The sequence below is a fragment of the Propioniciclava sp. LT432 genome, assembly GCF_059515965.1.
Genome location: NZ_JCAKNE010000001.1, coordinates 176,467 through 201,981 on the forward strand (window position 1 = coordinate 176,467; position 25,515 = coordinate 201,981).

28 protein-coding genes, 1 pseudogene and 1 other annotated feature are annotated in these 25,515 nt (G+C 68.9%); of the genes and pseudogenes, 14 read left to right on the plus strand and 15 right to left on the minus strand.

Annotated features, from left to right (window positions below):
• Positions 1-11: 11 nt before the first annotated feature.
• Complete coding sequence (locus AC5YDV_RS00835) at positions 12-458, minus strand: Lrp/AsnC family transcriptional regulator (RefSeq protein ID WP_496181703.1); 447 nt, start codon at positions 456-458, stop codon at positions 12-14.
• Positions 459-477: 19 nt separating this feature from the next.
• On the opposite strand from AC5YDV_RS00835, the gene AC5YDV_RS00840 reads away from it, so the two are divergent.
• Positions 478-1,407: a 5'-3' exonuclease gene (locus tag AC5YDV_RS00840; protein WP_496181704.1), complete on the plus strand. Its 930-nt coding sequence runs from the start codon at positions 478-480 to the stop codon at positions 1,405-1,407.
• Here AC5YDV_RS00840 and metW read toward each other — a convergent pair.
• The 4 genes from metW to thpR form a co-directional block, all read right to left on the minus strand.
• The gene (gene metW / locus AC5YDV_RS00845; RefSeq protein WP_496181705.1) at positions 1,383-1,994 is read right to left on the minus strand and encodes a methionine biosynthesis protein MetW; all 612 of its coding nucleotides are present in this window, start codon (positions 1,992-1,994) and stop codon (positions 1,383-1,385) included. The two genes, AC5YDV_RS00840 and metW, sit on opposite strands and share 25 nt — an antisense overlap.
• Positions 1,991-3,139 (minus strand): homoserine O-acetyltransferase MetX, encoded by a 1,149-nt coding sequence (metX, locus tag AC5YDV_RS00850; protein WP_496181706.1) that lies wholly within the window; start codon positions 3,137-3,139, stop codon positions 1,991-1,993. Before metX ends, metW begins: the two co-directional genes overlap by 4 nt.
• Positions 3,136-4,419 (minus strand): O-acetylhomoserine aminocarboxypropyltransferase/cysteine synthase family protein, encoded by a 1,284-nt coding sequence (locus tag AC5YDV_RS00855; RefSeq protein WP_496181707.1) that lies wholly within the window; start codon positions 4,417-4,419, stop codon positions 3,136-3,138. Before AC5YDV_RS00855 ends, metX begins: the two co-directional genes overlap by 4 nt.
• Before the next feature lie 119 nt (positions 4,420-4,538).
• Complete coding sequence (gene thpR, locus AC5YDV_RS00860; protein WP_496181708.1) at positions 4,539-5,108, minus strand: RNA 2',3'-cyclic phosphodiesterase; 570 nt, start codon at positions 5,106-5,108, stop codon at positions 4,539-4,541.
• 114 nt (positions 5,109-5,222) lie between these two features.
• On the opposite strand from thpR, the gene AC5YDV_RS00865 reads away from it, so the two are divergent.
• Entirely contained in the window at positions 5,223-6,542 is a 1,320-nt protein-coding gene (locus AC5YDV_RS00865) for an ABC transporter substrate-binding protein (RefSeq protein ID WP_496181709.1), read from the plus strand.
• 60 nt (positions 6,543-6,602) lie between these two features.
• Positions 6,603-7,067: a GatB/YqeY domain-containing protein gene (locus AC5YDV_RS00870; RefSeq protein WP_496181710.1), complete on the plus strand. Its 465-nt coding sequence runs from the start codon at positions 6,603-6,605 to the stop codon at positions 7,065-7,067.
• Between the two features lie 61 nt (positions 7,068-7,128).
• On the opposite strand, the gene AC5YDV_RS00875 is transcribed toward AC5YDV_RS00870, so the two are convergent.
• Positions 7,129-7,269 (minus strand): hypothetical protein, encoded by a 141-nt coding sequence (locus AC5YDV_RS00875; protein WP_496181711.1) that lies wholly within the window; start codon positions 7,267-7,269, stop codon positions 7,129-7,131.
• 214 nt (positions 7,270-7,483) lie between these two features.
• Here AC5YDV_RS00875 and AC5YDV_RS00880 point away from each other — a divergent pair, with 214 nt between their 5' ends.
• On the plus strand, positions 7,484-8,311 hold the full coding sequence (locus tag AC5YDV_RS00880; protein ID WP_496181712.1) for an aldo/keto reductase: 828 nt from the start codon (positions 7,484-7,486) through the stop codon (positions 8,309-8,311).
• Between the two features lie 5 nt (positions 8,312-8,316).
• On the opposite strand, the gene AC5YDV_RS00885 is transcribed toward AC5YDV_RS00880, so the two are convergent.
• Both AC5YDV_RS00885 and AC5YDV_RS00890 read right to left on the minus strand, forming a co-directional pair.
• A complete protein-coding gene (locus tag AC5YDV_RS00885) occupies positions 8,317-8,466 on the minus strand; it encodes a hypothetical protein (RefSeq protein ID WP_496181713.1) in 150 nt (49 codons plus the stop codon).
• Positions 8,467-8,500: 34 nt separating this feature from the next.
• A complete protein-coding gene (locus AC5YDV_RS00890) occupies positions 8,501-9,418 on the minus strand; it encodes a Gfo/Idh/MocA family protein (RefSeq protein ID WP_496181714.1) in 918 nt (305 codons plus the stop codon).
• 126 nt (positions 9,419-9,544) lie between these two features.
• Between AC5YDV_RS00890 and AC5YDV_RS00895 the strand changes: the two genes are divergently transcribed.
• Together AC5YDV_RS00895 and AC5YDV_RS00900 are read left to right on the plus strand one after the other, a co-directional pair.
• Positions 9,545-10,384 carry a 2-oxo acid dehydrogenase subunit E2 gene (locus tag AC5YDV_RS00895; RefSeq protein ID WP_496192315.1) on the plus strand — a complete coding sequence of 280 codons (840 nt, stop codon included), beginning with the start codon at positions 9,545-9,547 and terminating at the stop codon, positions 10,382-10,384.
• Positions 10,385-10,405: 21 nt separating this feature from the next.
• Complete coding sequence (locus AC5YDV_RS00900) at positions 10,406-10,960, plus strand: dihydrofolate reductase family protein (RefSeq protein ID WP_496181716.1); 555 nt, start codon at positions 10,406-10,408, stop codon at positions 10,958-10,960.
• Between the two features lie 1,367 nt (positions 10,961-12,327).
• On the opposite strand, the gene AC5YDV_RS00905 is transcribed toward AC5YDV_RS00900, so the two are convergent.
• The 5 genes from AC5YDV_RS00905 to AC5YDV_RS00925 form a co-directional block, all read right to left on the minus strand.
• Entirely contained in the window at positions 12,328-13,194 is an 867-nt protein-coding gene (locus AC5YDV_RS00905) for a glycerophosphodiester phosphodiesterase family protein (RefSeq protein WP_496181717.1), read from the minus strand.
• Positions 13,195-13,331: 137 nt separating this feature from the next.
• Positions 13,332-14,408 carry an AmmeMemoRadiSam system radical SAM enzyme gene (gene amrS / locus AC5YDV_RS00910; protein WP_496181718.1) on the minus strand — a complete coding sequence of 359 codons (1,077 nt, stop codon included), beginning with the start codon at positions 14,406-14,408 and terminating at the stop codon, positions 13,332-13,334.
• On the minus strand, positions 14,362-14,979 hold the full coding sequence (gene amrA, locus AC5YDV_RS00915; RefSeq protein ID WP_496181719.1) for an AmmeMemoRadiSam system protein A: 618 nt from the start codon (positions 14,977-14,979) through the stop codon (positions 14,362-14,364). The genes amrS and amrA overlap by 47 nt, the downstream gene beginning before the upstream one ends.
• Positions 14,976-15,788, minus strand: coding sequence for an AmmeMemoRadiSam system protein B (gene amrB, locus AC5YDV_RS00920; RefSeq protein ID WP_496181720.1), 813 nt, complete (start codon positions 15,786-15,788; stop codon positions 14,976-14,978). The genes amrA and amrB overlap by 4 nt, the downstream gene beginning before the upstream one ends.
• 151 nt (positions 15,789-15,939) lie before the next feature.
• The gene (locus AC5YDV_RS00925; protein ID WP_496181721.1) at positions 15,940-16,362 is read right to left on the minus strand and encodes a hypothetical protein; all 423 of its coding nucleotides are present in this window, start codon (positions 16,360-16,362) and stop codon (positions 15,940-15,942) included.
• 109 nt (positions 16,363-16,471) lie between these two features.
• Between AC5YDV_RS00925 and AC5YDV_RS00930 the strand changes: the two genes are divergently transcribed.
• Genes AC5YDV_RS00930 through AC5YDV_RS00940 form a run of 3 tightly spaced genes read left to right on the plus strand, consistent with a single transcriptional unit; the run spans position 16,472 to position 18,364 of the window.
• Positions 16,472-16,804, plus strand: coding sequence for a MerR family transcriptional regulator (locus AC5YDV_RS00930; protein ID WP_496181722.1), 333 nt, complete (start codon positions 16,472-16,474; stop codon positions 16,802-16,804).
• A 40-nt stretch (positions 16,805-16,844) separates the two neighbouring features.
• Positions 16,845-18,119: a GTP pyrophosphokinase gene (locus AC5YDV_RS00935; RefSeq protein ID WP_496181723.1), complete on the plus strand. Its 1,275-nt coding sequence runs from the start codon at positions 16,845-16,847 to the stop codon at positions 18,117-18,119.
• Between the two features lie 38 nt (positions 18,120-18,157).
• Positions 18,158-18,364: a hypothetical protein gene (locus AC5YDV_RS00940; protein ID WP_496181724.1), complete on the plus strand. Its 207-nt coding sequence runs from the start codon at positions 18,158-18,160 to the stop codon at positions 18,362-18,364.
• Here the strand turns inward: AC5YDV_RS00940 and AC5YDV_RS00945 are convergent.
• Together AC5YDV_RS00945 and AC5YDV_RS00950 are read right to left on the minus strand one after the other, a co-directional pair.
• A complete protein-coding gene (locus AC5YDV_RS00945; RefSeq protein ID WP_496181725.1) occupies positions 18,355-18,651 on the minus strand; it encodes a ferredoxin family protein in 297 nt (98 codons plus the stop codon). The two genes, AC5YDV_RS00940 and AC5YDV_RS00945, sit on opposite strands and share 10 nt — an antisense overlap.
• Positions 18,648-20,669, minus strand: a complete 2,022-nt coding sequence (locus AC5YDV_RS00950) for an FAD-dependent oxidoreductase (RefSeq protein ID WP_496181726.1) — start codon at positions 20,667-20,669, stop codon at positions 18,648-18,650. The genes AC5YDV_RS00945 and AC5YDV_RS00950 overlap by 4 nt, the downstream gene beginning before the upstream one ends.
• On the opposite strand from AC5YDV_RS00950, the gene AC5YDV_RS00955 reads away from it, so the two are divergent.
• From AC5YDV_RS00955 to AC5YDV_RS00975, 5 genes and pseudogenes are all read left to right on the plus strand, one after another.
• Positions 20,668-21,285, plus strand: coding sequence for an aldehyde dehydrogenase family protein (locus tag AC5YDV_RS00955; protein ID WP_496181727.1), 618 nt, complete (start codon positions 20,668-20,670; stop codon positions 21,283-21,285). The genes AC5YDV_RS00950 and AC5YDV_RS00955 overlap by 2 nt on opposite strands.
• A gap of 312 nt (positions 21,286-21,597) precedes the next feature.
• Positions 21,598-21,843: pseudogene (locus AC5YDV_RS00960) on the plus strand (transposase); the annotation flags it as partial.
• Positions 21,844-21,874: 31 nt separating this feature from the next.
• Positions 21,875-22,024: a sequence feature (AL1L pseudoknot), on the plus strand.
• Entirely contained in the window at positions 22,008-23,330 is a 1,323-nt protein-coding gene (locus tag AC5YDV_RS00965) for an IS3 family transposase (protein WP_496181728.1), read from the plus strand. It overlaps the preceding feature by 17 nt.
• A 537-nt stretch (positions 23,331-23,867) precedes the next feature.
• Entirely contained in the window at positions 23,868-24,686 is an 819-nt protein-coding gene (locus AC5YDV_RS00970; RefSeq protein ID WP_496192316.1) for a type IV toxin-antitoxin system AbiEi family antitoxin, read from the plus strand.
• Complete coding sequence (locus tag AC5YDV_RS00975) at positions 24,661-25,407, plus strand: hypothetical protein (protein WP_496192317.1); 747 nt, start codon at positions 24,661-24,663, stop codon at positions 25,405-25,407. The genes AC5YDV_RS00970 and AC5YDV_RS00975 overlap by 26 nt, the downstream gene beginning before the upstream one ends.
• Positions 25,408-25,515 lie beyond the last annotated feature (108 nt).

Genomic DNA, 25,515 nt, shown 5'->3' on the forward strand with positions numbered 1-25,515 from the left:
GGCGCTACGTCTCAGACCAGGGGGCGCTCAGCGAACGGAACGCTCAGCACCAGTTGCGTCTCCGTGTTGGCATGGCCGCGCGTGCGGATCTCGCTCAGCACCCGCTCGAGTTCGGCGGGCGTCTCGACCTGGGTGATGACCACGTACGACGCCCGGCCGGCCACCGAATAGCACGACGTGACCTCGGGGAGTTCCGCCAAGCGGGCGGGCAGTTCGGCGTCCTCGAGCGGGTCGGACGTCGTCACCGAGATGAAGGCCGTCAGCAGCTTGCCGAGAGCGGTCGGGTCGATCACGGCCTTGTAGCCGCTGATGACCCCGCGCTGCTCCAAGCGGCGGACGCGCTGCTGCGCAGCGGACGTCGACAACCCCGTGGCCTTGCCGATGTCGGTGTAGGACATGCGTCCGTCCCTGGCCAGCAAACCGAGAATCTGGATGTCGAGGGCCTCCATGGCGACCATGCTGACACACTGGTGACCCATGGAAGCCCGCCGCACGCTCCTTTTTGATTCTGCATCGCTGTACTTCCGGGCTTTCTTCGGTCTGCCGGACTCGATGCGAGCGAAGTCCGGTGAGCAGGTCAACGCCGTGAAGGGCCTCCTCGACTTCCTGGCGAAGTTCATCACCGATTACTCCCCCACCCATGTCGCCTGCTGCTGGGACGACGCCTGGCGCCCCTCCTGGCGGGTCGACCTCGTCCCGACGTACAAGGCGCACCGGGTCGCGCGGGCCGACCCCAACGGAGGCTGGATCGAGGAGGTCGCCCCGGAGCTGACCCGGCAGGTCCCCTGGATCCGTGCGACCCTCGAGGCCCTGGGCCTCCCCGTCGTCGGCGCCCCCGACCACGAGGCGGACGACGTCATCGCGACGCTCGCCACGCGATCCGCCTGGCCCGTCGATGTGGTCACCGGTGACCGGGACCTGTTCCAACTCGTCGACGACGCGCGCGGCATCGGGGTGCTGTACGTGGGGCGAGGCGTGGCCAAGCACGAGCGCATCGACGACGCGTGGTTGCGGGCGAGGTACGGCATCGCGGGCGCCGGCTATGTCGACTTCGCGGTCCTGCGCGGCGACCCGTCCGACGGACTCCCCGGCGTGAAGGGCATCGGCGAGAAGACCGCCGCGACGCTCATCGGCAAGTACGGCGACCTCGATGGAATCGTCGCCGCGGCAGCGAACCTCTCCCCCGGCGTCCAGCGCTCACTCGCGGCGTCGATGGACTACCTCGGTCCGGCCCGCGAGGTCGTGACGGCCGTGCGCACGCTCCCGCTCCCGGAGGTGGACCTCAGCCTGCCCAGCGCGCCTAAGCACCCCGACCTCTTCGCCGCCCTCGCCGAGGAGCTCAACCTCGGCGGCAGCGCCGACCGTATCCTGGCGGCGATGGCTCAGGGCGCCGGACGCAGCACGTAGACGGCCGCTCCGGCCAGGAGGTTCGGCAACCGTCCGTACATCCGGAGTCGCCGACCCGTCTGTGAGTACGTGTAGCGACGCTCGACCACCAGGTCCAGCTTGCGGAAGAGGACCTCGAGGTCGGTCAGGGTGGTGAAGCGGAGGTTGGGGGTGTCGTACCACTCGTACGGCAGTTCCTTGCTGACGGGCATGCGTCCACCCAGGAGGCGGAGCCGGTTGGGCAGGTAGCCGAAGTTCGGCACCGAGACGATCATCCGCTCGGCGACGCGTCCCATCTGGGAAAGGACGAACTCGGGCCGCAGCATCGTCTGCAGGGTCCGGGACAGGACGACGATGTCGTAGCTGCCGTCTGCGATGTCCACCAACGCCTCGTCCACGTCGCGCTCCAGCACCGGGACGCCGCGACGGATCGCGCCCAGCACCTGGTCCGGGTCGATCTCGATCCCGGTGGCCGTGCAGCCCTTCGTGGTCATCAGGTGGGCCAGCAGGGTTCCGGAGCCACACCCGATGTCGAGCACCCGGGAACCCGGCCTGACCTGGTCGGCGATGAGCTCCAGGTCGAGGCGGAGGCCGTCCGCTTTGATCATGCGTCCTCCAGCGCCCGGTCGAAGTAGGCCCGCAGGGTGGCGTGGTAGGCCGGGTCGGCGAGCAGGAAGGAGTCGTGGCCGTAGGCGGACTTCAGTTCGCGGAACGTGACGGGTAGCCGGTTGGACTCCAAGTGCCGGACGATCCGAAGCGAGTGCTCGGTCGAGAAGCGCCAGTCGGTGTCGAACGACAGGACGAGGTACTTCACCGGGTTCTCCCGCACCGCGTCGAAGGCGTCCGGGTTGGCGAAGGGGTCGAAGTAGTCCATCACGCGAGTGAGGTAGAGGTAGCTCAACGCGTCGAACCTCTCGAGGAACGTGGTGCCCTGGTGGTCGAGGTAGCTCTCCACCGCGAAGTCGATGCCGAAGCCCCGTCGCGAGGTCTCGAACTGGGGATTGCGACCGAACTTCTCGGTGAACGCGTCCTCGGACAGGTAGGTGATGTGCGCCATCATCCGGGCGATCGACAGCCCGACGGCCGGCATGGTTCCCTCGGCGGCGTACTGGCCGTTGCGGAACTGGCGGTCGGCCATGATCGCCCGGCGGGCCACGGCGGAGAAGGCGATGTTCTGTGCGGTCAGGCGGCTCGAGGACGCCACCACCACCGCGTGCTCCAGCTCCTCGGGGAAGGCGAGCGACCAGTGCAGCGCCTGCATCCCGCCCAGTGAACCGCCGAGGACGGCGAGCAGGCGGTCTATGCCGAGGTGCGCGATGAGCGCCCGGTGCACGCTGACGAAGTCGGCGACCTCGAGGAGCGGGAAGTCCAGACCGTACGCCTGCCCCGTCTCCGGATTGGTGCTGGACGGTCCGGTGGTGCCCTGGCACCCGCCGATGAGGTTCGCGGAGATGACGAAGAAGCGGTCGGTGTCAAGGGGCTTGCCGGGGCCGATCAGGTTGTCCCACCAGCCGGGACGCGTGGCGCCCTCATGGAACCCGGCCGCGTGCGCGTCCCCTGTCAGGGCGTGGCAGATGAACACGGCGTTGCTGCGGTCGGCGTTGAGCGCGCCGTAGGTTTCGAAGGCGACGTCGACCGGCCCGAGCGTGGCCCCGCTGGCCAATTCCAGGGGGTCGGCGTCGGTGAACAACCGGACGGTCGACGTCTCGACGACGCTGACCGATCCGGGCTGTCCAGCAGGCGATGGGCTCACGCAGACAGCGCCTTGTCGAGGTCAGCGATGATGTCGTCGACGTTCTCGATGCCGATCGAGAGGCGGACGCCCTCCGGCGCCACCCCGGCGTCCACCAACTCGGACTCGGTGAGCTGGCTGTGCGTCGTGGTCGCGTTGTGGATCGCGAGGCTCTTGGCATCTCCGATGTTGGCCAGGTGGCTGAAGAGCTCCAGCGACTCGATGAACCGCGAACCGCCCTCGCGGCCCGTCTTCAGGCCGAAGGAGACCAGACCACCGAAGCCACGGCCGTCCAGGATCCGCTCGGCCGTCTCGTGGTAGGGATCCGACTCCAGACCCGGGTAGCGCACCCAGGCGACGCGGTCGTCGGCCGCGAGGAACTGGGCGACCTTGAGCGCGTTCTCGCTGTGGCGCTCCATGCGCAGGTGCAGGGTCTCCATGCCCAACAGCGTCTGGAACGCGTTGAACGGCGAGATCGCGGCACCGGTGTTGCGGAGCAGCACCGTGCGCGCGCGGATGATGAAGGCGGCCGGCCCGGCGGCCTCGGTCCAGACCACGCCGTGGTAGGCGCCGTCCGGCGAGGTGAGGTTCGGGAAACGGTCCGCGTGCGCGGCCCAGTCGAACCGTCCGGAGTCGACGATGACGCCGCCCATCGAGGTGCCGTTGCCGGTCAGGTACTTCGTGGTGGCGTGGACGGCGATGTCGGCGCCGTGGTCGAAAACGCGGCACAGGTACGGCGTCGCGGCGGTGTTGTCGATGATGAGCGGCAGCCCCTGCGCATGGGCGGCCTCGGACCACGCCTCGATGTCCATGACGTTGAGGGCGGGGTTCCCGAGGCTCTCGCCGAACACGAGCTTGGTCCGGTCGTCGACGACGCCGGCGAGGGCGGACGGGTCGTCGGGATCCACGAACCGGGTCTCGACCCCGAACTGCGGCAGCGTGTGGGCGAACAGCGCGTAGGTACCGCCGTAGAGCTTGGAGCTTGCGACGATGTTGTCGCCCGCGCCGGCGAGCGTCAGCACCGCGTAGGTGATCGCGGCGGCACCGGACGCCGTGGCGAGGGACGCCAAGCCACCCTCCAGGGCGGTGATCCGCTCCTCGAGGACGTTCTGGGTCGGGTTCATGATGCGGGTGTAGATGTTGCCCGACTTGCGCAGCGCGAACAGGTCGGCGGCGTGCTGGGTGTCGTCGAAGACGTAGCTGGTCGTCTGGTAGATCGGGACGGCGCGAGCGTTGGTGGCGGAGTCGGCCTGCTCCTGTCCGGCGTGGACGGCGAGGGTCTCGATGCGGCGATCACTCATGGGCGTCTCCTCACTGGTCGGCGCTGCCTTGCGGGTCGGCGCTGCCTTACGGGTCGGCGCTGCCTTCGTGGCAGCGCTGCGTTGCCTCACCTTAGTTCCTGCGGGGGGAGGATCGATTGTCACATCTCGGTGCTCGAACCCAGGCTCCAGCGTCCCACCACCTCGTACCGGTTGCCCGGGTCGTGCAGGTGGGAATGGATGAGCACCAGCTCGGTGGCGTCCCACGCGTCGGCCTCCCACGTGTCGAGCACTCGCACGAGCCTGGTCGTGTCGATCGGGCGGTTGGCACGGGCGAGTGTCAGGTGCGGGATGAAGCGTGCCCCGTCAGCCCGGACGCCCGACCGTGTAGCCGCGTTGCGGCATCGCTCGGCCAGGGCGGTGAGGTCGTTCGCCCCCTCGGGTACCCCGAGCCACAACACCTTGGTCTCGAGGGGCCACGGGAAGGCTCCCCCACCGCCCAGCCGGAGCCGGAACGCCGGCGTCCGGGCCGCTGCTTCGGCGAGGTTCTCCGCCAACTCGTCGAGCGCACGGTCGGGGACGTCCCCCATGAAGGCCGTGGTCAGGTGCCAGCTTTCGGGCCGGGTCCAGCGCAGGCGCACCTCTGCCATACGCCGTGGCTCGAGGAAGTGGTCGAGTTCCTCGACGAGGGTGGTCGGGGGCAGGATCGCGGTGAACATGCGGGCTCCCATGGAGCCACCGTACCGGTGAGGGCTCGGCGCACGCCTCCTGCACCGGGCCCTATTGTTGACACGCGGGGCACCGGTGGGGCGTCGGTCACACCCCACCCGATCGAGGAGGTTTGGATGCGGTTCACGACAGCCATGGCAGTCGGCCTGGCCGGGTTGCTGGCATTGGCGGGATGCTCGGGACGGGTGCCGGTGACCAGCGTGCCGACCCCGGACGTGCCCCCGGCGACCGCGTCCGCCTCGGCGACCCCCGACCCCCGTGGGGCGGGCGGCGACGTCCGCGTGTACACGTGGTGGACCGACGGGACGGACCAGTTGGCCATGGGTGACTTCGAATGGCTCTTCAGGAAGCAGTTCCCCAATGACCGCCTCGTGAACCTGACTGCCGCGGTCGGCGCGGGCTCGGATCCCCAGGCCCAACTGGAGGCCGACCTGCGGAGCGGGAACCCCCCGGACTCCTTCCAGACGCGGGCAGGCGCCGAGATGCTGGACCTCATCATCGCCGGCCAGGTCCAGCCCGTGAACGACGTGATCGGTCGCCTGGGCGGCGCCTCCGTGTTCCCGCGGACCCTGTTGGAACTGCTGACGGCCGACGAGAACATCTACTCGGTCCCGTCGAATGTCTACCGGTCGAACGTGGTGTGGTCGAACGCCGCCCTCCTGGAGAGGGCGGGTCTGGGCAAGGACGCCCCGGCCGATCTCGACGCCTGGCTCGCCGACATGCAGAAGCTGAGGGACTCCGGAATCGAGGCGCCGCTCGCACTGGGGACGGCCCCGTGGACGCACCTCCACCTGTTCGAGAGCGTGCTCCTCTCGGAACTCGGTGCCGAAGCGTACAACGCGCTCTTCGCCGACGGGGACTGGGGCGGCGCCGAGGTCGTCTCCGCGGTGGACAAGTACGCCCAGCTCATGTCGTTCGCGGAGTCCGAGGGTGCCTCCGACTGGCCCCAGGTCATCGATCGGGTCATCGACGGCCAGGCGGCGTACGCCGTCATGGGCGACTGGGCCATCGGACGATTCGCCGAGAGGGACCTGGAGGAGGACGAGGACTTCCACCACTGGCCCACTCCTGGTACGGACGGAAGCTTCCTGTTCCTGGCGGACTCCTTCGCGCTCCCGACCGACGCCAAGAACCCTGATGGCGCCAAGGACTGGCTGATCCTGGTCGGGTCTCCCAAGGCGCAGAAGGAGTTCAACCTCACCAAGGGCTCCATTCCTGCGCGGTTCGACATCCCCGACCACGAGTTCCCGCCCTACCAACGGTCGGCGATGCGCTCCTTCCGTGAGGACAAGCTCGCGAGTTCGATCGCCCACGGTGCCGCCGCGCCGAAGGCGTGGCAGGAGGACCTGATGACAGCGCTCAGCACCTTCGAGTCGACCCGGGACCGACAAGCGCTCCTCGCGGCTCTCGAAACCGCTGCCGCCCAGCATCGCTGAGCCGGTCCATCCCCCTGGCTCCAGCCGTGGAAAGATGGCAGATCGACGAAAGGACTACCGATGACCCTCGAGCAGACACTGCACACGGACATGGTCGCCGCCATGAAGGCCCGCGACTCCGAGCTGGTGACGACCTTGCGCATGGCGATCGGCGCCCTGAAGAACGAGAAGGTGGCCGGCAAGGAGGCGCGGGAGCTGTCGGAGTCCGAGGAGGTCGCGGTCCTGCAGCGCGAGGTTCGCGCGCGCAAGGACTCGGCGCAGGCCTACACCGATGGCAACCGTCCCGAGCTCGCGGCCAAGGAGCTCGCGGAGGCCGAGTTCCTGGGCCGTTACTTGCCTGCGATGCTCTCGGACGAGGAACTGGACGCGGTCGTTGCGGAGGAGGTCGCCGCCGCCGAGGCGTCCGCTGGGGAGAGGCCGACGATGCGCCAGATGGGCGCCATCATCAAGGCCGTCAATGGCCGGGTGGCCGGACGGGCGGAGGGGTCCACCGTGGCAGCGAAGGTCAAGGCCGCCCTGGCGTGAGGAACGAGAACGCCGCCCCAAACTGGATGACCAGTCGGGGCGGCGGAGTCGGTTCGGGGCGTCAGGCGCCCAGGGCCAGGACGTCCACGCTCCGGGCGCACCAGGAGCAGTAGGCGGACGCCTCCCCCTCGCGTACGGCCATCGTGTGGCCGCAGGACAGGTGCGCCGGGGACAGGGACCATCGTGCGGTGTGAATGTTCATCTTCGTCTTCTCCTCACATCGTCCGGCCACGGCGCGGGAGGCAGCCTGCGGCACGGATTGTTGTTCGTCATGTCTCGCAGCGCGGGGTTGCGCCGGCGAGCGATCGAGGGGCTGCGGTCCGTTCCGCGTCCCTGATCTGTCTAGTTTACCTGACTATTAATCGGAAGGCCAGCCTCCGGCCCAGAGTGTTGCGCGCGGGGGCAGGATGGCCCCCATGATCAACACCGCTCCGAAGATTCCCCTGGCCGGCGGCGTCGCGCTACCCGCCATCGGGGTCGGCACCTGGCCGCTGGACAACGATGAGGTGGCCACGATGTGCCACTCCGCCTTCGAGATCGGCTACCGCCTGGTCGACACCGCCGAGAACTACGGCAACGAGGCCGGGGTGGGCCGGGCCGTGCGTGAGTCCGGGCTGCCGCGCGAGGAGGTCTTCGTCACGACGAAGTTCAACCGGCGCTGGCACGCGGATGCTGTGGCCGGCGTTCGCGAGAACCTGGGTCGGCTCGGGCTCGACCATGCCGACCTCGTCCTCATCCACTGGCCCAACCCCGACCAGGACCTCTACGTCCGGGCCTGGGAGGGTTTGATCCAAGCGCGCGAGTCGGGCCTCGTCCGCGCCATCGGGACGTCCAACTTCAAGCCGGCGCACCTGCAGCGCCTCATCGACGCCACGGGTGTTGCGCCCGACGTCAACCAGATCCAGTGCAATCCCTTCACGGAGCGGACCGAGGAGCGTGCGTTCCACGCGCGCAACGGGATCACCACCGAGGCGTGGGCCCCGCTGGCCGCCGGCAACGGCCTGATGGAGCACCCGGTGGTGGCCGAGGTTGCCGCGGCCCACGGCGTCACGCCCGGGCAGGCAGTCCTGGCGTGGCACCTGCAACAGGGGTTGGTCCCGATCCCCAAGTCCGCGAATCCGGATCGCCTGGCCCAGAACTTCGCGGCGTTGGGCGTCCGCCTGGATGAGGACGCGATCAGTCGTCTGTCGGGGCTGTCCCGGGACTCCTACACGCTGGCGGATTCGGACACGTTCGGCCACTGACCCGATCAGTAGGGGTTCTGGTAGAAGTAGATCCACACGGCGATCACCAGGACGAGCAGGACCGCGGAGCCGATCACCAGTGCCCTGCTCCTCCTCACCACGCCCAGGATGACGCCGGCCACACAGGCCAGTGTCAACACGATGCCGAAAACCATGGTCCATCGTTCCACGCCGGTGGAGCCGCGGGGGTCATCCGGCGAGGATCGCGTCCATCAGTTCCGCGGTCCGAACAGCGGTGCGTCCCGTGCTGGGGCACTCCCCCGCGCCACGTAGTTCGTCGAGGATCGTGGCCACCAGCGGGCCGTGCACGTGAACGGGATCAGCCACCTCGAAGGACCTGGTGCCCTCGCTGGTGACCAACCGGATCGGGGTCGCCGCGAAGGTCGCGAAGCTCAGGACGCCCCGGGTGCCGACCACGGTGGTCTCGTCGTGGGCGTCGAGGGAACCGAACGCCCACGACCCGGTCGCGAGGACGTCGCCGAAGCGCCACGTGGCTGCCACCGCATGGGCGTCCGCGGCAGTGGAGCCCGCGGCGTCCGACGACGGCCCGAACAGCCAGTGCAGGATGTCGACGGAGTGGCAGGCCGTCTCGTAGAACTCGCCGCCACGGTTGAGGGCCGGATCCCAGCGCCACCCGTCGACGGTGGTCGGCTTGCGCCAGGTGGTGTGGACGGTCAAGGGCTGCCCCACCTCGGCCAACAGCTCGCGGACCCGGGCGAAACGCGGGAGGGCGCGCCGGTAGTAGGCCACCCAGAGCCGGACGCCGTGGGCGTCCGCCGCCTCGATCATGCGGCGGCACTCGTCCGCGGACATGGCCATGGGCTTCTCGACCAGGACGTGCTTGCCTGCACGGGCCGCCGCGATGGCGTACTCGGCGTGCAGGGCCGTCGGCGTCGCCACGTAGACGGCGGTGACCTCGGGATCGTCGATGACCGCACGGGCGTCCGTCGTCCACCGACCCACGCCGTGCCGTGCGGCGAAGTCCTGCGCCCGCGCCGCGTCTCGCCGCATCACCTGCACCACGTCCGAGTCGGGCGCACGGAACACGCTCGGCGCCGACTTCACCTCGGTCACGTCGCCGACACCGATGATCCCCCAACCCGTCATGGATCGAATCCTTCCAGATACCGTGCTCGCGCCTCCGGCGAATCGAGCAAGCACGCGGCCATGATCGACCCAAGGGTCCTCACAGACTGGAGAGCCATGTTCGGGAGCCGATCGGATGGCAGCCGCGTGACCGCGCTGTCGGGGTTGCGCCGGGTGATGCCCTACATGATGCCGACCCGGACGGAGTCGACCGTCCTCTACCGGGACCAGTTCGACGTCGAGGCGTTGGAGGCCTGGCTGGCCTCCCGCAACGCCGGGCGTCCGGCGGAGGACAGCGTCACGGCCCTGCACGCCTACATCACCGCCCTGGCCCGGATCCTGCGGCTGCGCCCGGAGGCGAATCGGTTCATCGTCGGCCAGCGGACGTACGACCACCGCGGCATCGCCGTCACCCTGGCCGTGAAGCGACAGATGGACGATGCCGGCGAACTGGCCGAGGTGCGGATGCAGTTCACCGGCGGCGAGACGGTCGAACAGGTCCGCGACATCGCCCGGCCGTCCATCTGTGCCGCTCGCGACGGCGCCCACCCTGCCGACGAACAACTCATCGATGCGGTGAGCCGTTGGCCCCGTCCCGCGTTGCGCCTGCTGGCCTGGCTGCTCGCACAACTCGACCACCACAACGCGCTGCCGCGCGCCCTGATCGACGCCATCCCGCTGTACACCAGCGTCTACATCGCGCACATCGGATCCATCGGGCTGGACGCGCCGCTGCACCACCTCTACCGGCACGGGAGCGCGAGCCTGTTCATCACGTTCGGCCAGGCGAGGCCCACTCCGGTGGTCGACGCGACCGGGACGGTCGTGGCACGCCGATGCGTCACCCTGGGGTTCTCCCTCGACGAGCGCATCAGCGACGGGCACTACCTGGCCCGGTCGCTCCTCATGTTCCGCCGCCTCCTCGAGCAGCCCCACCTGCTCGAGGTCCCGGACCTCACCGTCGAGGAGATCATGGACCCGGCGTGAGTCCCGGGCCACCATGGAGGCATGGACGCCACCGCTCCACGCACCCGCTACTACACCGCCAGCAGCTTGGACGGTTACCTCGCCACCCAGGACCACTCGCTGGACTGGTTGTTCGCCCAGCAGATCGACCCCGAGGGGCCCTTCGGTTACGAGCCCTTCATCCGCGAGATCGGCGCCCTCACCATGGGCGCCTCGACCTACCAGTGGGTGATGGACCACAACGCCGCGACGGGCGAGCCCTGGGCGTACGACATCCCCTGCTGGGTCTTCAGGCACCGATCGCTCCCGGCTCCGCCCCGCGGGGCGGACGTGCGGTTCACCCAAAATCCGGTCCCCGAGGTCCACGCGGCCATGGTGGAAGCGGCTGCGGAACGCGACATCTGGCTGGTCGGCGGCGGTGACCTGATCGGTCAGTTCGCCGACCATGGGCTGCTCGACGACGTCATCGTGAGCTATGCGCCGGTGACGCTGGGCGGCGGCGCTCCGTTGCTCCCGCGCCGGCTCGACCTGCGCCTCACCGGCACCGCTCGCAACGGTGACTTCGTCTGTGCCAGCTTCGACGTCGTGCGCGACTGAGTGGGGTGGCGTCCATCGGCGTGCGCCCGCGCTGACGGCCAGACCACCTTGTGCACAACGAGCACGAGCGCCGTGGCGACGAACGCCACCAGCACGACGAGCAGCGACGAGGCGAGCCCCGACATCCACGTCGGGTCCACGAGCATGGCGACGGCGAGGGCCAGCATGAGCATGCCGCCGGCGAGCTTGAGGACACGCCCGCCGCCCTCCTGCAGTTTGGTGGCCCGGAGGGTGAGCAGCGCCGTGCCGAAGATGATCAACTCGTCCAGTTGGTACACGAGCAGATAGAGCGCGAGGAGGGCCAGGAACTGCACGCCCGTGGTCTGGTGCTCGGCCAGGATGGACGTCCACACGAGGGGGAAACCGGCCGTGCACGCGAGTTCCACGATCGACACCCCCGCTGCCAGGACGACCGTGCCGGTGACGAGGGCCGGCAGGTTGTCGGTGTTGGCGAGGACCCCCCGCATGCGCCGGTAGATCCCGGGCTTGGCGCCCTCGGGGATGGAGAGGGAGATCCCCTTCTTGAACCAGAAGTAGTCCTTGATGTTGACCAGGGCGAACGCGACGGCGATGGCCGCCACCAGAACGCGGAGCCAGGGCGACATGGTCGCGATGCTGACCACGCTGAAGATGCCAGTGATGAACAGCCCGTAGACCAGGGCCGTGACCGTGATGAAGACGAGACCGACGATCAGGGTCACCCGGCGCGAGCCGCTGCGCAGGCTCAGTGCGATCAGGACGCCCAGCACCCACAACGAGCACGGGTTGAACCCGTCGACGGCCGCTATCAGCAGGGTGGTGACCGGCAGCGAGAGCGTCGCGAGGTCGACCGTGCCCACCCACGGGACCTCGATCGTGTCCGAGGCCGACGGCACCGGGGCGTCGACCGGCGTGGCGGGGAACGTGACCGTGTCCGCCGAAGTTCCCGGGGGTGCCGCACCGGCGACCCAGGTGCCGGCGTCCGGACACCCGGCCGCCAGGCAACGTCCGACGGCCCGGTCGATCTCCGCGGCGATCCCGTCGTTGAACCCGATCCAGTGCTCCTCACCGAGGAGGAAGGTCGGTACGGCTGTCGGCTGGAACCCGTGCCGCTCGGCCATCCCGACGAGTTCCTGGCGATTGGCCTCGTCGTACCAGACCTCCTTCTGCACCACCACCAGGCCGGGACGGGTCTCCTCGAGGCCCTCGAGATACGGCTTGGCTGCTGCGCAGTGGGGGCAGCCGTCGCCCCAGAAGAAGTACAGCCGGACCTCCTCCTGCGCACCCGCCCGCAGCCCACCGAGCACGCCGAGCACCACCATGAACGCCCCGAGCAGGACGGCCAGCCACGTGCGGCCCTTGGTTCCCATGACGGCTCCGCTCTCTGGCTATCCGCTGGAGCGCGAGCCGGGGTTCCCGATGACGCCGTCACACCGGGCGGCCGCCGTCCTGGCGTCCTCGGCGTCCTCCGCCGTCCAGCACAGGACGGGCCGTCCCCACCAGTGTTGAACGGTCACGACCGGGGACGGCACCAGGCCGAGTTCAACGGCCACGAAGTCGGGTCGGCTCGCCCAATTCATCAGGAGGTTCCGCAGGAGGAACACCTCGTACCACGCGAGGTCCTCTCCTTCGAAGTCCCCGGTCAGCTGGCCTCGTGCCACCTGAGGGGCCAGGGCAGCCATCCTCTGGAGCAGGAACGGGTTGAAGGACTGGACGGCAACCTCGCCCCGATAGGACGAGAGCGACGCGGCCACCGCCTCTTCGAGCGGTCCCGCCACCGGCTGGTCCTTCAGCTCGATCAGGAGCGGCACAGCGCCGTCGACCAGAGCGAGGACCTCCTCCAGCGTGGGCACCCGCTGGTCACCACCCAGCAGATGCCGCCGGGTCACGTCGGCAGCAGGGAGGTCGATGACCAGGCCGGGTTCGCCGGTCATACGGCCCAGGTCGTCGTCATGGAGGACGACCACCACCCCGTCCGACGTGAGTTGGACGTCCAACTCGATCGCCAAGCCGAGGTCGAGCGCCGACTGGAAGGCGGCCAACGAGTTCTCGGGCCGCTCGGGCCCGTCCGTCCAATCGCCGCGGTGGGCGATCGGCCCGCTGCCCAGCCACGTCGGCGCTGGGCGTCCCGGCAAGCCGCGCGTGGCGTAAAGACCTCCGCCCGCGACCACCACCGCCAACACCACGATCGACAAGACCAAGACCCGGACGCCACGACCGCTGCGCGTCGACCGTGGACCACTGCTGCTCGCCATGGCAACTCCTGCCCCCATGTGGTGGATCAATTCTCCTCTCCGGGGGCCATTGGCGCTGCCCAATCAGCAAACACCACGGTGGTGGGGCGCCCGCCTGCTTGCCGCACAAGCGCTTGCTGGTCGCGGGGCGGGTCCCTTCAGCGCGCGAGGCGGACGGGGATCCTGTGGGGACCGAACGAGCCCGGCGATGCCGCGAAGACGCCGGGCAGGACGGTGAGGCACCGTGGGCACGCGCCCTCGGGCGAGAGCCGGTACTCCTCGATCCGGTACCAGTCACGGACGATGAGGTCGAGGCCACAACCGGGGCAGGTCGTCGTTCCACCGGCGCTGTCATGGACGTTGCCGGTGTAGACGAACCGCTCGCCCTCCCCCATGGCGATCTCCCTGGCCCGGGTGAGGGTCGCGGCCGGGGTGGGGGGCACGTCGGCCATCCTCCAGTCGGGATGGAACGCCGTGAAGTGGTGCGGGACGTCCGGCCCCAACTCGGCGACGACCCAGCGCGCCATCGCGCGCACCTGCTCCTCGTCGTCGTTGTGCCCGGGGATCAGGAGTGTGGTGATCTCGAACCACACATCGGTTTGGGTGCGCAGGTGGACGAGCGTGTCCTGCACCGTGCGGAGATGGGCGCCGGTGACCTTCTGGTAGAACTCCTCGGTGAACCCCTTCAGGTCCACGTTGGCTGCGTCCATGGCCGCGAAGAACTCGCGCCGGGCGGGGTCGTTGATGTAGCCGGCGGTCACCGCCACCGTGCGGACGCCGCGCGCCCGGCAGGCCTCAGCGACGTCGATGGCGTACTCGGCGAAGATCACCGGGTCGTTGTAGGTGAAGGCCACCGAGTCGCAGCCGAGTTGGGACGCCGTCCGCGCGATCGTCTCGGGCCCGGCCTGGTCGAGCAGCCTGTCCTGCTCGCGGGACTTCGAGATGTCCCAGTTCTGGCAGAACTTGCAGCCCAAGTTGCACCCGGCGGTGCCGAAGGACAGCACCGCCGTGCCGGGGAGGAAGTGGTTGAGCGGCTTCTTCTCGATGGGGTCGATGCAGAAGCCCGAGGATCGGCCGTAGGTGTCGAGCACCACCTGCTCCCCCTCACGCATGCGGACGAAGCAGAACCCCCGCTGGCCGTCCTTCAGCCGGCACTCGCGCGGGCACAGGTCACACTGGAGACGGCCGTCAGGGGTCTGGTGCCACCAGCGGGCCGGATGGGATGTCGTGGTCATCGTCGTGCCTCTCGACACCATTCTCCGTCCAGGACGTGACGTTGTACACAGACAATCGCACCTCGTCGTCCCAGAATTGCGGCGGAAGGCCCGCCTTGCGCCACAGGTGTGACAGGAAGTCATCGGCGTCCGGGAGTTGCTCCCACACCTGGGGCAGGAACGTCGCCCCCTCCCCCCTCCGGCTGACGACCACGCCGTCGACCCCCGGACGGAGTCGGGCCATGGCGTCCGCCCGCGAGGAAACCGGGAGAGGTGTTGGCGGCGTCAGCACCGACACCTCGATGCGCACGGCGTCCAGTTCGTCGGCAGTCAGCCGCGGGAAGCGTCGGTCACGGAGCGCCGCCGCACGGGCGTTCGCCACCACGTCCTCGCGGAGGGGGCGGTGTGCCTCGATGCTCCCGATGCATCCGCGAAGCCGTCCACGCACGGTCAGCGTGACGAACGTGGCGCGAGGTTCGTCCAGCCACGCGGCGTTCGCCGCCATCGGTCGGGCGGCCAGGCCGAGCGCTTCGGCGATGGCGGTTCGGGCCAGCGCGGTCAGGACGCCTCCGGCGTCCTCCGGCAGCGTCATGGCTGCTCCCCCGCCCAGAACCCGATGGCCGCGTAACCCACGACCCGGCCGCGGTCGCCGGCGGTGTCCCCTGAGTTGCACATGCCGAGCAAGCGGGGGGTCAACCCGTGCGTGCGCGCCACCGCGAGCAGTCCGTTCAGGGCGGCAGCCCCGCAGGCGCGCCGGTGGTGGACCGGCCCGGCCAGGGCGAGCACCGCGGCGACGGTGTCCTCGTCCATGGCCCGGGCTTCGTCGTAGGGCAGGTAGTGCGACAGGTCGGAGGACACGATCACGACGGTGCCGGGCCCGTCCCACAACGCCTCGAGGACCCCGCCGACCTCCTCCGGTGAAGCACTGCCGACCGCCAACGGGACGTCCGCCACGTCACCCAGTGCCCGCTGAACGAACGGGAGGTGCACCTCGAGCGAGTGCTCCTGCGCGTGCACCTGAGGAGCCTCGACCACGGACGGGAGGCCGGCTGCGGCGGCCCGGTCGACACGAACCAGTCCCAACGGAGTCGCGAAGGCGTCGGCCCGGTCGATGGCGAGCCCGCGCACGGCGACGCGATGGGCAGGGCCGAGCAGGACGACACGCTCGATGGCGGCGCTGTCCCGTGACAGCAGCGCGTAGCCCAGAGCCGCCGTGGAGCCGGAGTACACGTACCCGGCATGGGGCAGCATCAGCGCCTTGGGCGGACCCGTCGGCAGCCCCACCACCGCCTCCAGGGAGGAGCTCGCCTCCGCGAGCAGGGCATCGACCTGGGCCGCGAGCGTCGCGGGGTTGCGGGGGTAGAACAGCCCGGCGACCGCAGCGGGACGGGTGATGGACATCGCCTCAGCCTCCTGTTCCGCGCGTCATCGCTCGCGGAGACCGATCAGTCTGCGGGCCCACAGGCCGCGGTCACCCTGGCGGTCCCCAAGCTTACGACGCACCGGCTGGGACCGTGCGGCTGGGAGGGACGCGGCTTCCTCGTGGGTCGGCTCAGGTGTCCCCGTTCGCGGCGAGCGGCGGCTCGGGAGGAGCCGTCTGTCCCGTGGCGCGAGGCACGATCGGCATCAGGTCCCACGCCGCCGACAGGTCGCCCACCGCCAAGTTCCGGCGCCCGCCGGCCGGCAGGTCGTCCAGGCCCATGGCCGTCCAGTAGGCCCGGTGGTGCTCACCATCCAGGACGGCCGTGACACGTCCGCGCACGGGGGCGCGGTTGCGGTCCGCGGTGACGTGCAGGTAACGGTGGCCCGAATCCTTCGCTCGCCAGGCGACCACGTCGGGATGGGACAGGACGAGTGCCCAGGCGAGCAACTCGGAGGGGCTGTCGACGGTGGCGGTCACGTCGCCCACGATGTCGAGTTCTCGGCTGGTTCGGAGCAGGAGCGCAAGCTCGTGTGCGTCCTTGGCTGGGTACACGCAATCCTCCTTCATCGATCGGCCACAGCCCGTCGATCCAGAATCTGCATCGACCGTTTTAGATTCACTCCGTCCATGCAACACTGTCAAGAGGCGGAGGGAGGAGCACATGGACGATTCACGAGGGCGAACGAACGTGGAGGGCGACCGCGCACAGTTCTCGATCTCGGCGGCCGCAGAGGTCACCGAGGTGACACCCCAGATGCTGCGCGTCTACGAGCAACGCGGACTGCTCACCCCTCACCGCACGTCGGGAGGAACCCGCCGCTACAGTCCGCGCGACCTGAACCGCGCCACGGAGATCGCCTCCCTTCTGGCCGCCGGCCTGAACCTCGCCGGCGTTGAACAGGTGCTGGCGCTTCGGGCCACCAACCAGGGCCTCCAGCACCGGATCGACGAGTTGGAGGCCCGGATCAACGAGTTGGCCGGGCTTCCCGAATGAGGCCACCGGTGGCCGATCGGCTCTCGAGGATGGACTGTCCATGAACTTGATCCGCCAGTGTGTTGAGCGCTACACGCAGGAGTACGACCTCTACGCCGAGGTGGCCGGCCAAGCAGCCAATCGGTTGGAGGCCAGCCTGGCCGAAGCCGGCGTTCGGGCGATCGTCACGCACCGCGCCAAGCAGCCGGGGCGCCTCGAGGAGAAGCTGAGGAAGCGCGCCCCCGAGAAGGCCTACACCTCGGTCGACGACATGTACCGGGACATCGTCGACCTGGCGGGCGTCCGGGTGGCGCTGTACTTCCCCGGCGACCGCGACTTGGTGGGCGCCATCATCAAGAACACCTTCGAGGAGATCGAGCCGGCACGGGAGTTCCCGAACCGGGCAGGACCGTCCAGCCAGAAGAAGTTCTCCGGCTACACCGCCACGCACTATCGGGTTCGACTGCCCCGGAAGCCCGGGCATGACCCCGATCCCACGGCGAGGGCCGACATCGAGATCCAGGTGGCCTCGGTTCTGATGCACGGGTGGGCCGAGGTCGAGCACGACTTGGCCTACAAGCCGACTCAAGGAGGTCTCTCCGATCGAGAATTGGCCCTGCTCGACCAACTGAACGGACTCGTCATCGCGGGTGAGATCGCGCTCGAGCAGCTCCAGGAAGCCGGACGCCAACGGGTCGGCGAGCTGCACCGACCCTTCCGTTCGCACTACGACCTGGCGGCCCACCTCATCCAGTGCGCCGAGGACGAGCACCACCTGAGCACCGTCCCCGAAAAGGGCTTGGGCCGCGTCGACCTGTTGTTCGAGCTCCTCATCCGCCTGGGACTGGGGACCCCGGACGGAGTCGCGCCCTACCTCAGACGGCTGCACAGCGATCTCGACCGTCGCCCGTTGGCAGAGCAGGTCATCAACGCCATCCTCGCCCAAGACGGCAGCCGGTACGAGGAGTTCGCGACGATCCGGAGGGGCCGGAATCGACTCACCGAGAGTTCCGGCGAGCAGCATGAAACCGAGGTCGCTGCCACCTTCCTCTCCGAGTGGATCAGGCTGGAGACGATCCTGCAGGGCATTCTCCCGCCCACGGCTTCTGGTCCCTACCCGCCCTCGACCGAGGTGCTGACCGATTCTGACATGCTTGAGGAACAGGACCTGCGTGACCTTGAACGCATGTGGCGCCTCCGGAACGCGGTGGTCCACGGGCGCGAAACCCCACCCGCGGACGCTTTGAGTGAGGCGACGGGCAACATCCGATCTCTCCTCGAACGCCTGTCCGGGGTACGGGACCTCAATACTCAAGCGCGAGAGCTGCAGGCGTGATGGAGGCGAAGGCCCTCGCGTCTGCGTAGCATCGGAGGGTGCAACGTCGCCGGCCGACGCCCGAACACCTGTCCCCGGGCTTGCAGTGGCTGCCCGGCTACGTCGCTTGGCTCGAACGCTTCCAGATCGCGCCGGAGGAACGCGCCCTCTCCGCGCGCTTCGGCCCCGCGTACGACGACTACCGCGCGCTCGCGACGCTGGCTCTGAGACCTGCGTTGGCGAGTCGCCCCGCAGCTCACCCGTAGCGGTACTCGACCCCCATGCTCGGCTGGGGGTATTCCCAAGCGGCGAGTGCTTCGGGGCCCGCGAAACGGCACGTACCGCACTCGAGGCACCCCGCGTGGTCGAACATCAGCTCACCGCCGTCACCGACCTTGTACAGGCCCGCGGGGCAGACCCGGGCCAGCTTGAGGAAGGTCTCCCGATCAGGCTGGTCGACCAGGACGACGTGCGGGTGGCTCTCGTCGACCTCGTACTTGTTGGCGGCCAGGTAGGCATCGACGTTCGCCGTGGCCGGAATGGTGCTGCTCACAGTGCCCTCACTCCCTTGCTGAGATCCTTGACCAGATTTCGGACGCCCATCTTCTTGACCAGCGGCATCATCGACTTGAGCATCGGCTGCATCGGCGTCCCGTCCACGAGGAAGAGGCCGCGCATCAGGTCGCGGGCCGCGCTCGGGTACGTCCCGAAGAGCCGCGGTGTGCTCTCCATGAAGTGCGGGAACCTCCGCAACGTCTTCAGGTCCTTCAGGACGAAGCTGTCCTCGAGCGCGCGACGGTAGCCGGAGAGCCCGACCGCCGAGGTGTCCCCGGCCTCGAGCGCCTCGGCGGCGCTGCGTCCGGCCTGCTGCCCGGCCGTGAGCGCCAGGTCCATGCCCCGGACGGTGTAGCCCGCGTTCACGCACATCAGGGCCGACTCCCCCGCCAGCAGGACACCGTCCCCCACCAGCGGCGGCATCGCATCGTAACCGCCCTCGGCGACCATGTGGCCCGAGTGCTCCACGACCTGGCCGCCGACGAGGATCGGCGCCACGCTGGGGTGCGCTTTGAAGTCCTCCAGCATCCTCGGCAGCGACACCTCGGACGCCGTCAGGTCGGAGATCGTCGCCACGAGGCCCACCGAGATGGAGTCGCGGTTCGTGTAGAGGAATCCGCCGCCCACCTGACCCTGGGTCGCGTCGCCGACGAACAGCCACGCCATGCCCTCGCCGTCGGCGGACAGCGAACGGTCGGAGACCACCTTCTCGGGCAGCGCGATGACCTGCTTGATGCCGACGGCCAGCTGGTTGGCCGCGGGGCGGGGCGCGCCCACGGCGTCCGGGACCAGCAAGGAGTTGACCCCGTCGCACAGCAGCACCACGTCGGCGGTGATCTCGTCGTCGCCGGCGCGGACGCCGGTGACACGCCCACCCTCCTTCAGCAGCGCCTCGACCGCGATGCCGTTGATGTACTCCGCTCCGGCCTCCTCCGCCTGTGCGGCGAGCCACGGGTCGAGGCGTCCCCTCAGCACGGAGTACGACTCGTAGCGTTCGTCCGCCATGAGTGTGTCGCTGAAGTCCAGGGTGGTGGCGGCGTCCGGGGCGAGCATGGTCACCCGCTCGCGGGTGATCCGACGCTCCAGGGGCGCCGAGGCCGCGAAGTCAGGCCAGATGGCCCGGAGGGCGTGGGTGTAGAGGCGTCCGCCTGAGACGTTCTTCGCCCCACACGCGTTGCCGCGCTCGATGACGAGGACGCTTCGTCCGGCCTTGGCCAGTTCGTAGGCGGCGGCGGGGCCGGCACAGCCAGACCCGACGACGATGGCATCGAAATCAGCCACTTCATTCCTTTCTCTGGGCGGTGGCCAAGGCCCCGCGAGCACCGATCTGACCTGAACGCAGCGAGCTCGCCTCGCCCAGGGTGAGCCCACGGGTTCCGGGGCCATGAACACGGAGAGCACCAAGCCGATGGCGAGCAGTCCAGCACCCACCAACATCGTCGGACCGATGCCGAACTCATCGAGCATGAGGGGCAGGCCGTAGGTGGAGATCACCACACCGATCCGGTTGATCGCGATGGCGACGCCCACCGCCGTTGCCCGCACCTCGGTGGGGAACATCTCGTTCGGGTAGAGCCACTGCAGGATGCCGGGCCCGCCCGAGAAGAAGGCGTAGATGGCGAAGGCCGTCACGATGACGGCCACGGGCGCGCCCGGCCACACTCCGGGGATGAGCCGGCCGACGGTCATCAGGGCCAACGACCCGATGAGCAACGGACGCCGCCCCAGCGAGTTCAGCCAGAACATCGCCGGCACCGTACCGATCAGGAAGAACAGGCTGACGAGCGCCTCCCCCAGCACGGCCAGGCTACCCTCAGCCAGCCCGAACGCCGCCATGATGACGGGCCCGAAGATGTACATCGCGTACATCGGCACGACCTGGCACAGGATGAGGACGCCGAGGTAGAGCACCCGGCTGGAGTAACCCTGCCGGAAGACCGAGGCGAACCTGACCCGTGTGGCGGGCTCGACGTCGAGTTCGACGCCCGGACCGAAGACCTGTTCGACCACCGCCATGCAAGCGAAGTTCCGCAACAACGGTGAGGCCTGCACAGCCGCCAACCGATTCTTCGTCGAAGCATCGATCGCAGACGCCTTTGTCACCGGTTTGGCCGAGCGTGCGGCCAGGCTCGTTGTGGGGCACGGCACAGAGCCGGGCACGACCCTGGGACCGCTCATTGACGACAAGGCCCGGACGAAGGTGCACGAACTCGTGGACGACGCGGTCGGAAAGGGCGCCATCGTCCACACGGGGGGAACCGTTCCCGGAGGGCGCGGATACTTCTACCCACCCACCGTCCTCAGCGCTGCCGGCGAGACCGCCGCCATCCATACCGAAGAGATCTTCGGCCCGGTGATCTCGGTGCGCACCTTCACGACGGAGGACGAGGCTGTCGCCCTCGCCAACGACTCCCAGTACGGGCTGGCGTCCTATGTCTTCACTCGAGACGTCGGACGCGGGCTGCGGTTGGTGGACCGGCTCCAATACGGCATGGTCGGCCTCAACGCCGGGGTGATCTCAGACGCGGCCGCCCCATTCGGCGGCGTGAAGCAGTCAGGTCTCGGCCGCGAAGGGTCGCACCAGGGCATTGAGGAGTACCTCGAAACGGTCTACGTCGGCATCGGTCCGTGACATCGGACGACTCCTGTGGGTCTACACCCGGCTATTGCACAACTTGAGGCGATCCAGTTCGATCAGACGAGGCCCAACTGCACCTGAGACGCAGGCCATCGCCCATGGCCCGGGTCGCCACGGTGGCTGTCTTCGCGATCGCCGAGCCGCAGCGGGATCGCGGCCCCGATCGAGAGTGATGCTGGCGAGGTCACGTAGGGCGGCCGCCGTCCTCACCGGGCGTCACGGCGCACGACCGCCGCATTCTGCGGGCACTTTGAACCGCCCCGGGTCTGATGGAGGCTCTCAAACCTGTGAAGGAAGATGAGAGTCATGGGAGCACCGAAGAAGTACAGCGTTGAGTTGCAGCAGCGGGCGACGAGGATGGCGTTGGATGCGCGGAGGGATCCTGAGTCGTCGCGTGGGGCGATCAAGCGGGTCGCTGATCAGTTGGGGGTGCACCCGGAGGCGTTGCGGAACTGGGTGCGTCAGGCCGAGGTCGACGGCGGAGTGCGGCCCGGGACGACGACCGATGACGCGGCTCGGCTGGCCGAGCTCGAGCGCGAGGTCCGCGAGCTGCGTCGGGCCAACGAGATCATGAAGACGTCCGCGGCTTTTTCGCGGCCGCGGAGCTCGACCGCAAGATCAGGTAGCGGTGCCCGTCGCGGTGCTGGTCGACTACATCGACCAGTACCGCGACCGGTTCGAGGTCGAGCCGATCTGCACGGTGCTGAAGGCAGCTGGTGTGCAGATCGCCCCGAGCACCTACTACGCCGCCCGGGATCGTCCGCCGTCGGCCCGCGATCCGCGATGCCGAACTCGTCGGCCAGATCCGGGCCGCACATCGGGCCAACCTCGGCGTCTACGGTGCCCGCAAGATCCATGCCGAGCTCAACCGAACGGGCACCAAGGTGGCCCGGTGCACCGTCGAGCGGCTGATGAAGGCCGACGGCCTACGCGGCATCCCACGGGAGAAGACCCGCAAGACCACCATCAGCGACCCGACCCAGACCCAGCGGCCAGAAGACCTGGTGGGTCGCGCGTTCGTCGCCGGCGCCCCGAACCAGTTGTGGGTGGCTGACCTGACCTACGTCCGGACGCACACCGGGTGGGCCTACGTGGCGTTCGTCCTGGACGTGTTCAGCCGGATGGTCGTGGGCTGGCAGGTGTCCACCAGCCTGCGCACCGATCTGGCTCTGGATGCCCTCGACATGGGGCTGTGGGCCCGCCGGCGCGCCGACGCCTCCACGGCGAGATCGGGCTCGTCCCGCCGGCCGAGTACGAGACGAACCACTGGGCGAGCCAGCCCGTCGAGCACTACCGTAAGAACCCGGTCCTCACCGAGGTCGGATCCACCTAACCGAGCCTCCACGAAACCCGGGGCGGTTCACCTCGACGTGGTCAGCCTTCGGGCCGAGAACGACAAGCACCGCACGCTCCCCTGGCTGTCGGCCGTCCCCGACAAGGTCCTGGCCGCGCCCGAATGGCGCCACTACATCGCCGCCAGAGTGGCCCTCATCACCGAACTGGCCGAACGCGTCCAGCAGGACGTGGCCACAGCTCAAACGCCCCCGCGGTGGGCGGCAGCTCTCGTCGAGAAGCCAGCGCCCGACACCATCGCACGGGTCGAAGTGTGGCGCGCTGCCCACGGGATCCCCGACACCGACCTGCGGCCCACCGGGCCAGCCCAGTACCGCCTGGCCGAGGCGCGCGCACAGCATCAGCTCGACAACCTCATCGCCGGCGAATGCGAACCCGTGCTCGCCTGGCTCAACCGCATCCACCGAGCCGTGCCGGACACCATCGACGACCCGGCCACCATCCGGCTCGCCCGCGAATGTGCCGCCATCGACCCGCAAGGCCGTGACCTGGTTGACCACCTCCTTCAGGCCGCACGCCGGCCGCTGCCCGACGAGCACAAGGCCGACGCCCTGCGCTACCGCCTCGAACCCTGGCTCAACGAAGTCTGGGAGACCGTCTGGCCACCACAACAGGCCCGCACAAATCCCCGGCGCCACGAAGCGCCATCCCTGAGCCCTCACCGAAGCCCCGGCATCGGCATCTGAACTCCCCACTGCCCGGCACGTACCGGGCACCAACCGGAAGGAAACACCATGGCCGTCCCCCACACTCAGCGCACCGATCCCGAGTGGATCTCGCTACGCGAGGCCGCCAGGATCTACGCCGTCAGCACCTACACCCTGCGCCGGCCGCATCAGCTCGGGCGACCTGCCCGCCGTCAAGCTCGGCTACAAGCTCATCCGCGTGCGGATCGAAGATCTGGACAAGTTGTTCCCCGCCATCCCGACCGAGCGAACCGAGGATCGCTACCGCCGGTGGTGAGTACCATGCATGCGGCTGTTCAAAATGTAGCCCTGTTCAGCTATATTGAACACATGGGTCTTTTGAACACTCAGGGCGAAGAGTTGGCGCGACTCGTCCAGCAGAGCTTGGTGCGCGCGGGAATGAGGGACGTCACCGCCTTATCAGTGCAGCCTTACAGTGGCCGCCGGCTCGTCCTACGCCATGGGTCGTCGCTGCATCGGGTTCAGGTTCACCCTGTGGGCCGTAATCCGCGGACGCCCAATGAGGAGCCGGGGTGGTTGCCGTTACTGGTGAGCAGCGGCTTTGACGACACCACCGTGCACCGCCTCGCGGACGCGGGCGCCAGCTTCCTGGACGAGCGTGGCAACACCCACGTGTCGCTGGACGGGCGCACAGTGCTGTTCGCCCACGCCGACAAGCCTGGCCGCACCGACATGCGCGCCAAGTCGGCAAGCCTGGAAGCGCAGGCGACGCGGGCACCAGGCGCCTTGGCACTCAACCGCGCCAGCCACCGGGTGGCCTTCGCGCTGTTGGCCAACCCCGACCTGGCGGCCCGCCCTGTGCGCGTGCTGGCTACGGCCGCAAGGGCCTCGATCGGCACCGTCCACAACACGCTCGCCCAGCTCACCGATTCCGGGCTCCTTCTGGACGGCCAACTCCACCAGCCCGGCCGGCTGCTCGATACGTGGGCAGAGTCCTATCGAAGGCTGGCCCTGCGTCCACTTTCGCCGCGGGCGCTGTACGCCGCCGACCCTCGTTGGTCCGACAAGCTGCGAGCTGAAGCCCCGGGCGTGGTCCTCCTCGGCGGAGCAGCCGCGGCTGCAGCCCTGGACGATCAGGTTCGCGCGACCGACGGCATTGTCTACGCCGCCGCTCTTGGTCCTGCCGTGACCCTGCTGCGCCTCACGACCGACCCCACCCCGTTTCAGGTCGACGTGCGCGAGCGCTTCTGGGGAGACGGCCTGCCCTCGTCGCAGCCCGGCTTGGTGCCGAGCGTCTTGATCTACGGGGACCTGCTCCGCGACGGAGACTCCCGCTCGCTTGAGATCGCGACCAACCTCAGGAGGAACGATGCGCACCTTTGCGCCCTTGGCTGAGCGCGACCTGCCCGTACCAGGTGAACTTCTGGACGCCTTGGTCGATGCCCTTGGTGCTCGGGGCCAGTGGGTTCTCATCGGCGCCGCCGCCCGAGACTTTGCACTCATCCTTGGACGCGTCGCTCTCCCCCGCCGCGCGACCAACGACGTCGACATCGCCATCGCCGCCCAAGACGCCGTCGACTTCGACGCGATGTTGGCGAACATCGGCGAACCAACTCGAGCCTGGCAGCGCCGGAGGCTGCTCGGGCAGCAAGTCGACGTCGTGCCCTTCGGCGACCTCGAACGGGACGGCGAGGTGGTTATCCACGAGTCGAGCCTCAGCGTTCTCGGCTGCGCTGAGGCTGCCGGCAACGCGGATCTCCTCACTCTCCCGTCCGGCAAACTGCTTCCAGTCGCTCCCCTCGAACTCATCGCCGTTCTGAAACTCATCGCATTCGCCGGACGCCAACCGGCCCAGACCAAGGATGCCGACGACCTCCTCACTGTGCTTCGCGCATCCTCGGAAGGTGTCTACGGCGACGAAACCTGGGACGACGAACGCGCGATGGCGGCGACCGACTTCGACCACGAGCTGGCAGGCGCCTACCGACTGGGCAGTCGAGGTATCGCGTGCTTCAGCCCTGGCCGGGCGGAGCGCCTCGAGCGGGTGGGGACCGCGGCCCAACCGCTATTGCGGCTGTCTTGGCGCGGAGGATATAAGGAACTCCTGGAAGCCTAGCTGGCAGGCCTGCGAGCGGTTGACCCAAGGGCCGCATTGACCGACAGCTAAGGCTGGCGTTGCACCAGAACCCCCTCCGTCGGGGCGTCTCGGGCGATCACCGCCTCC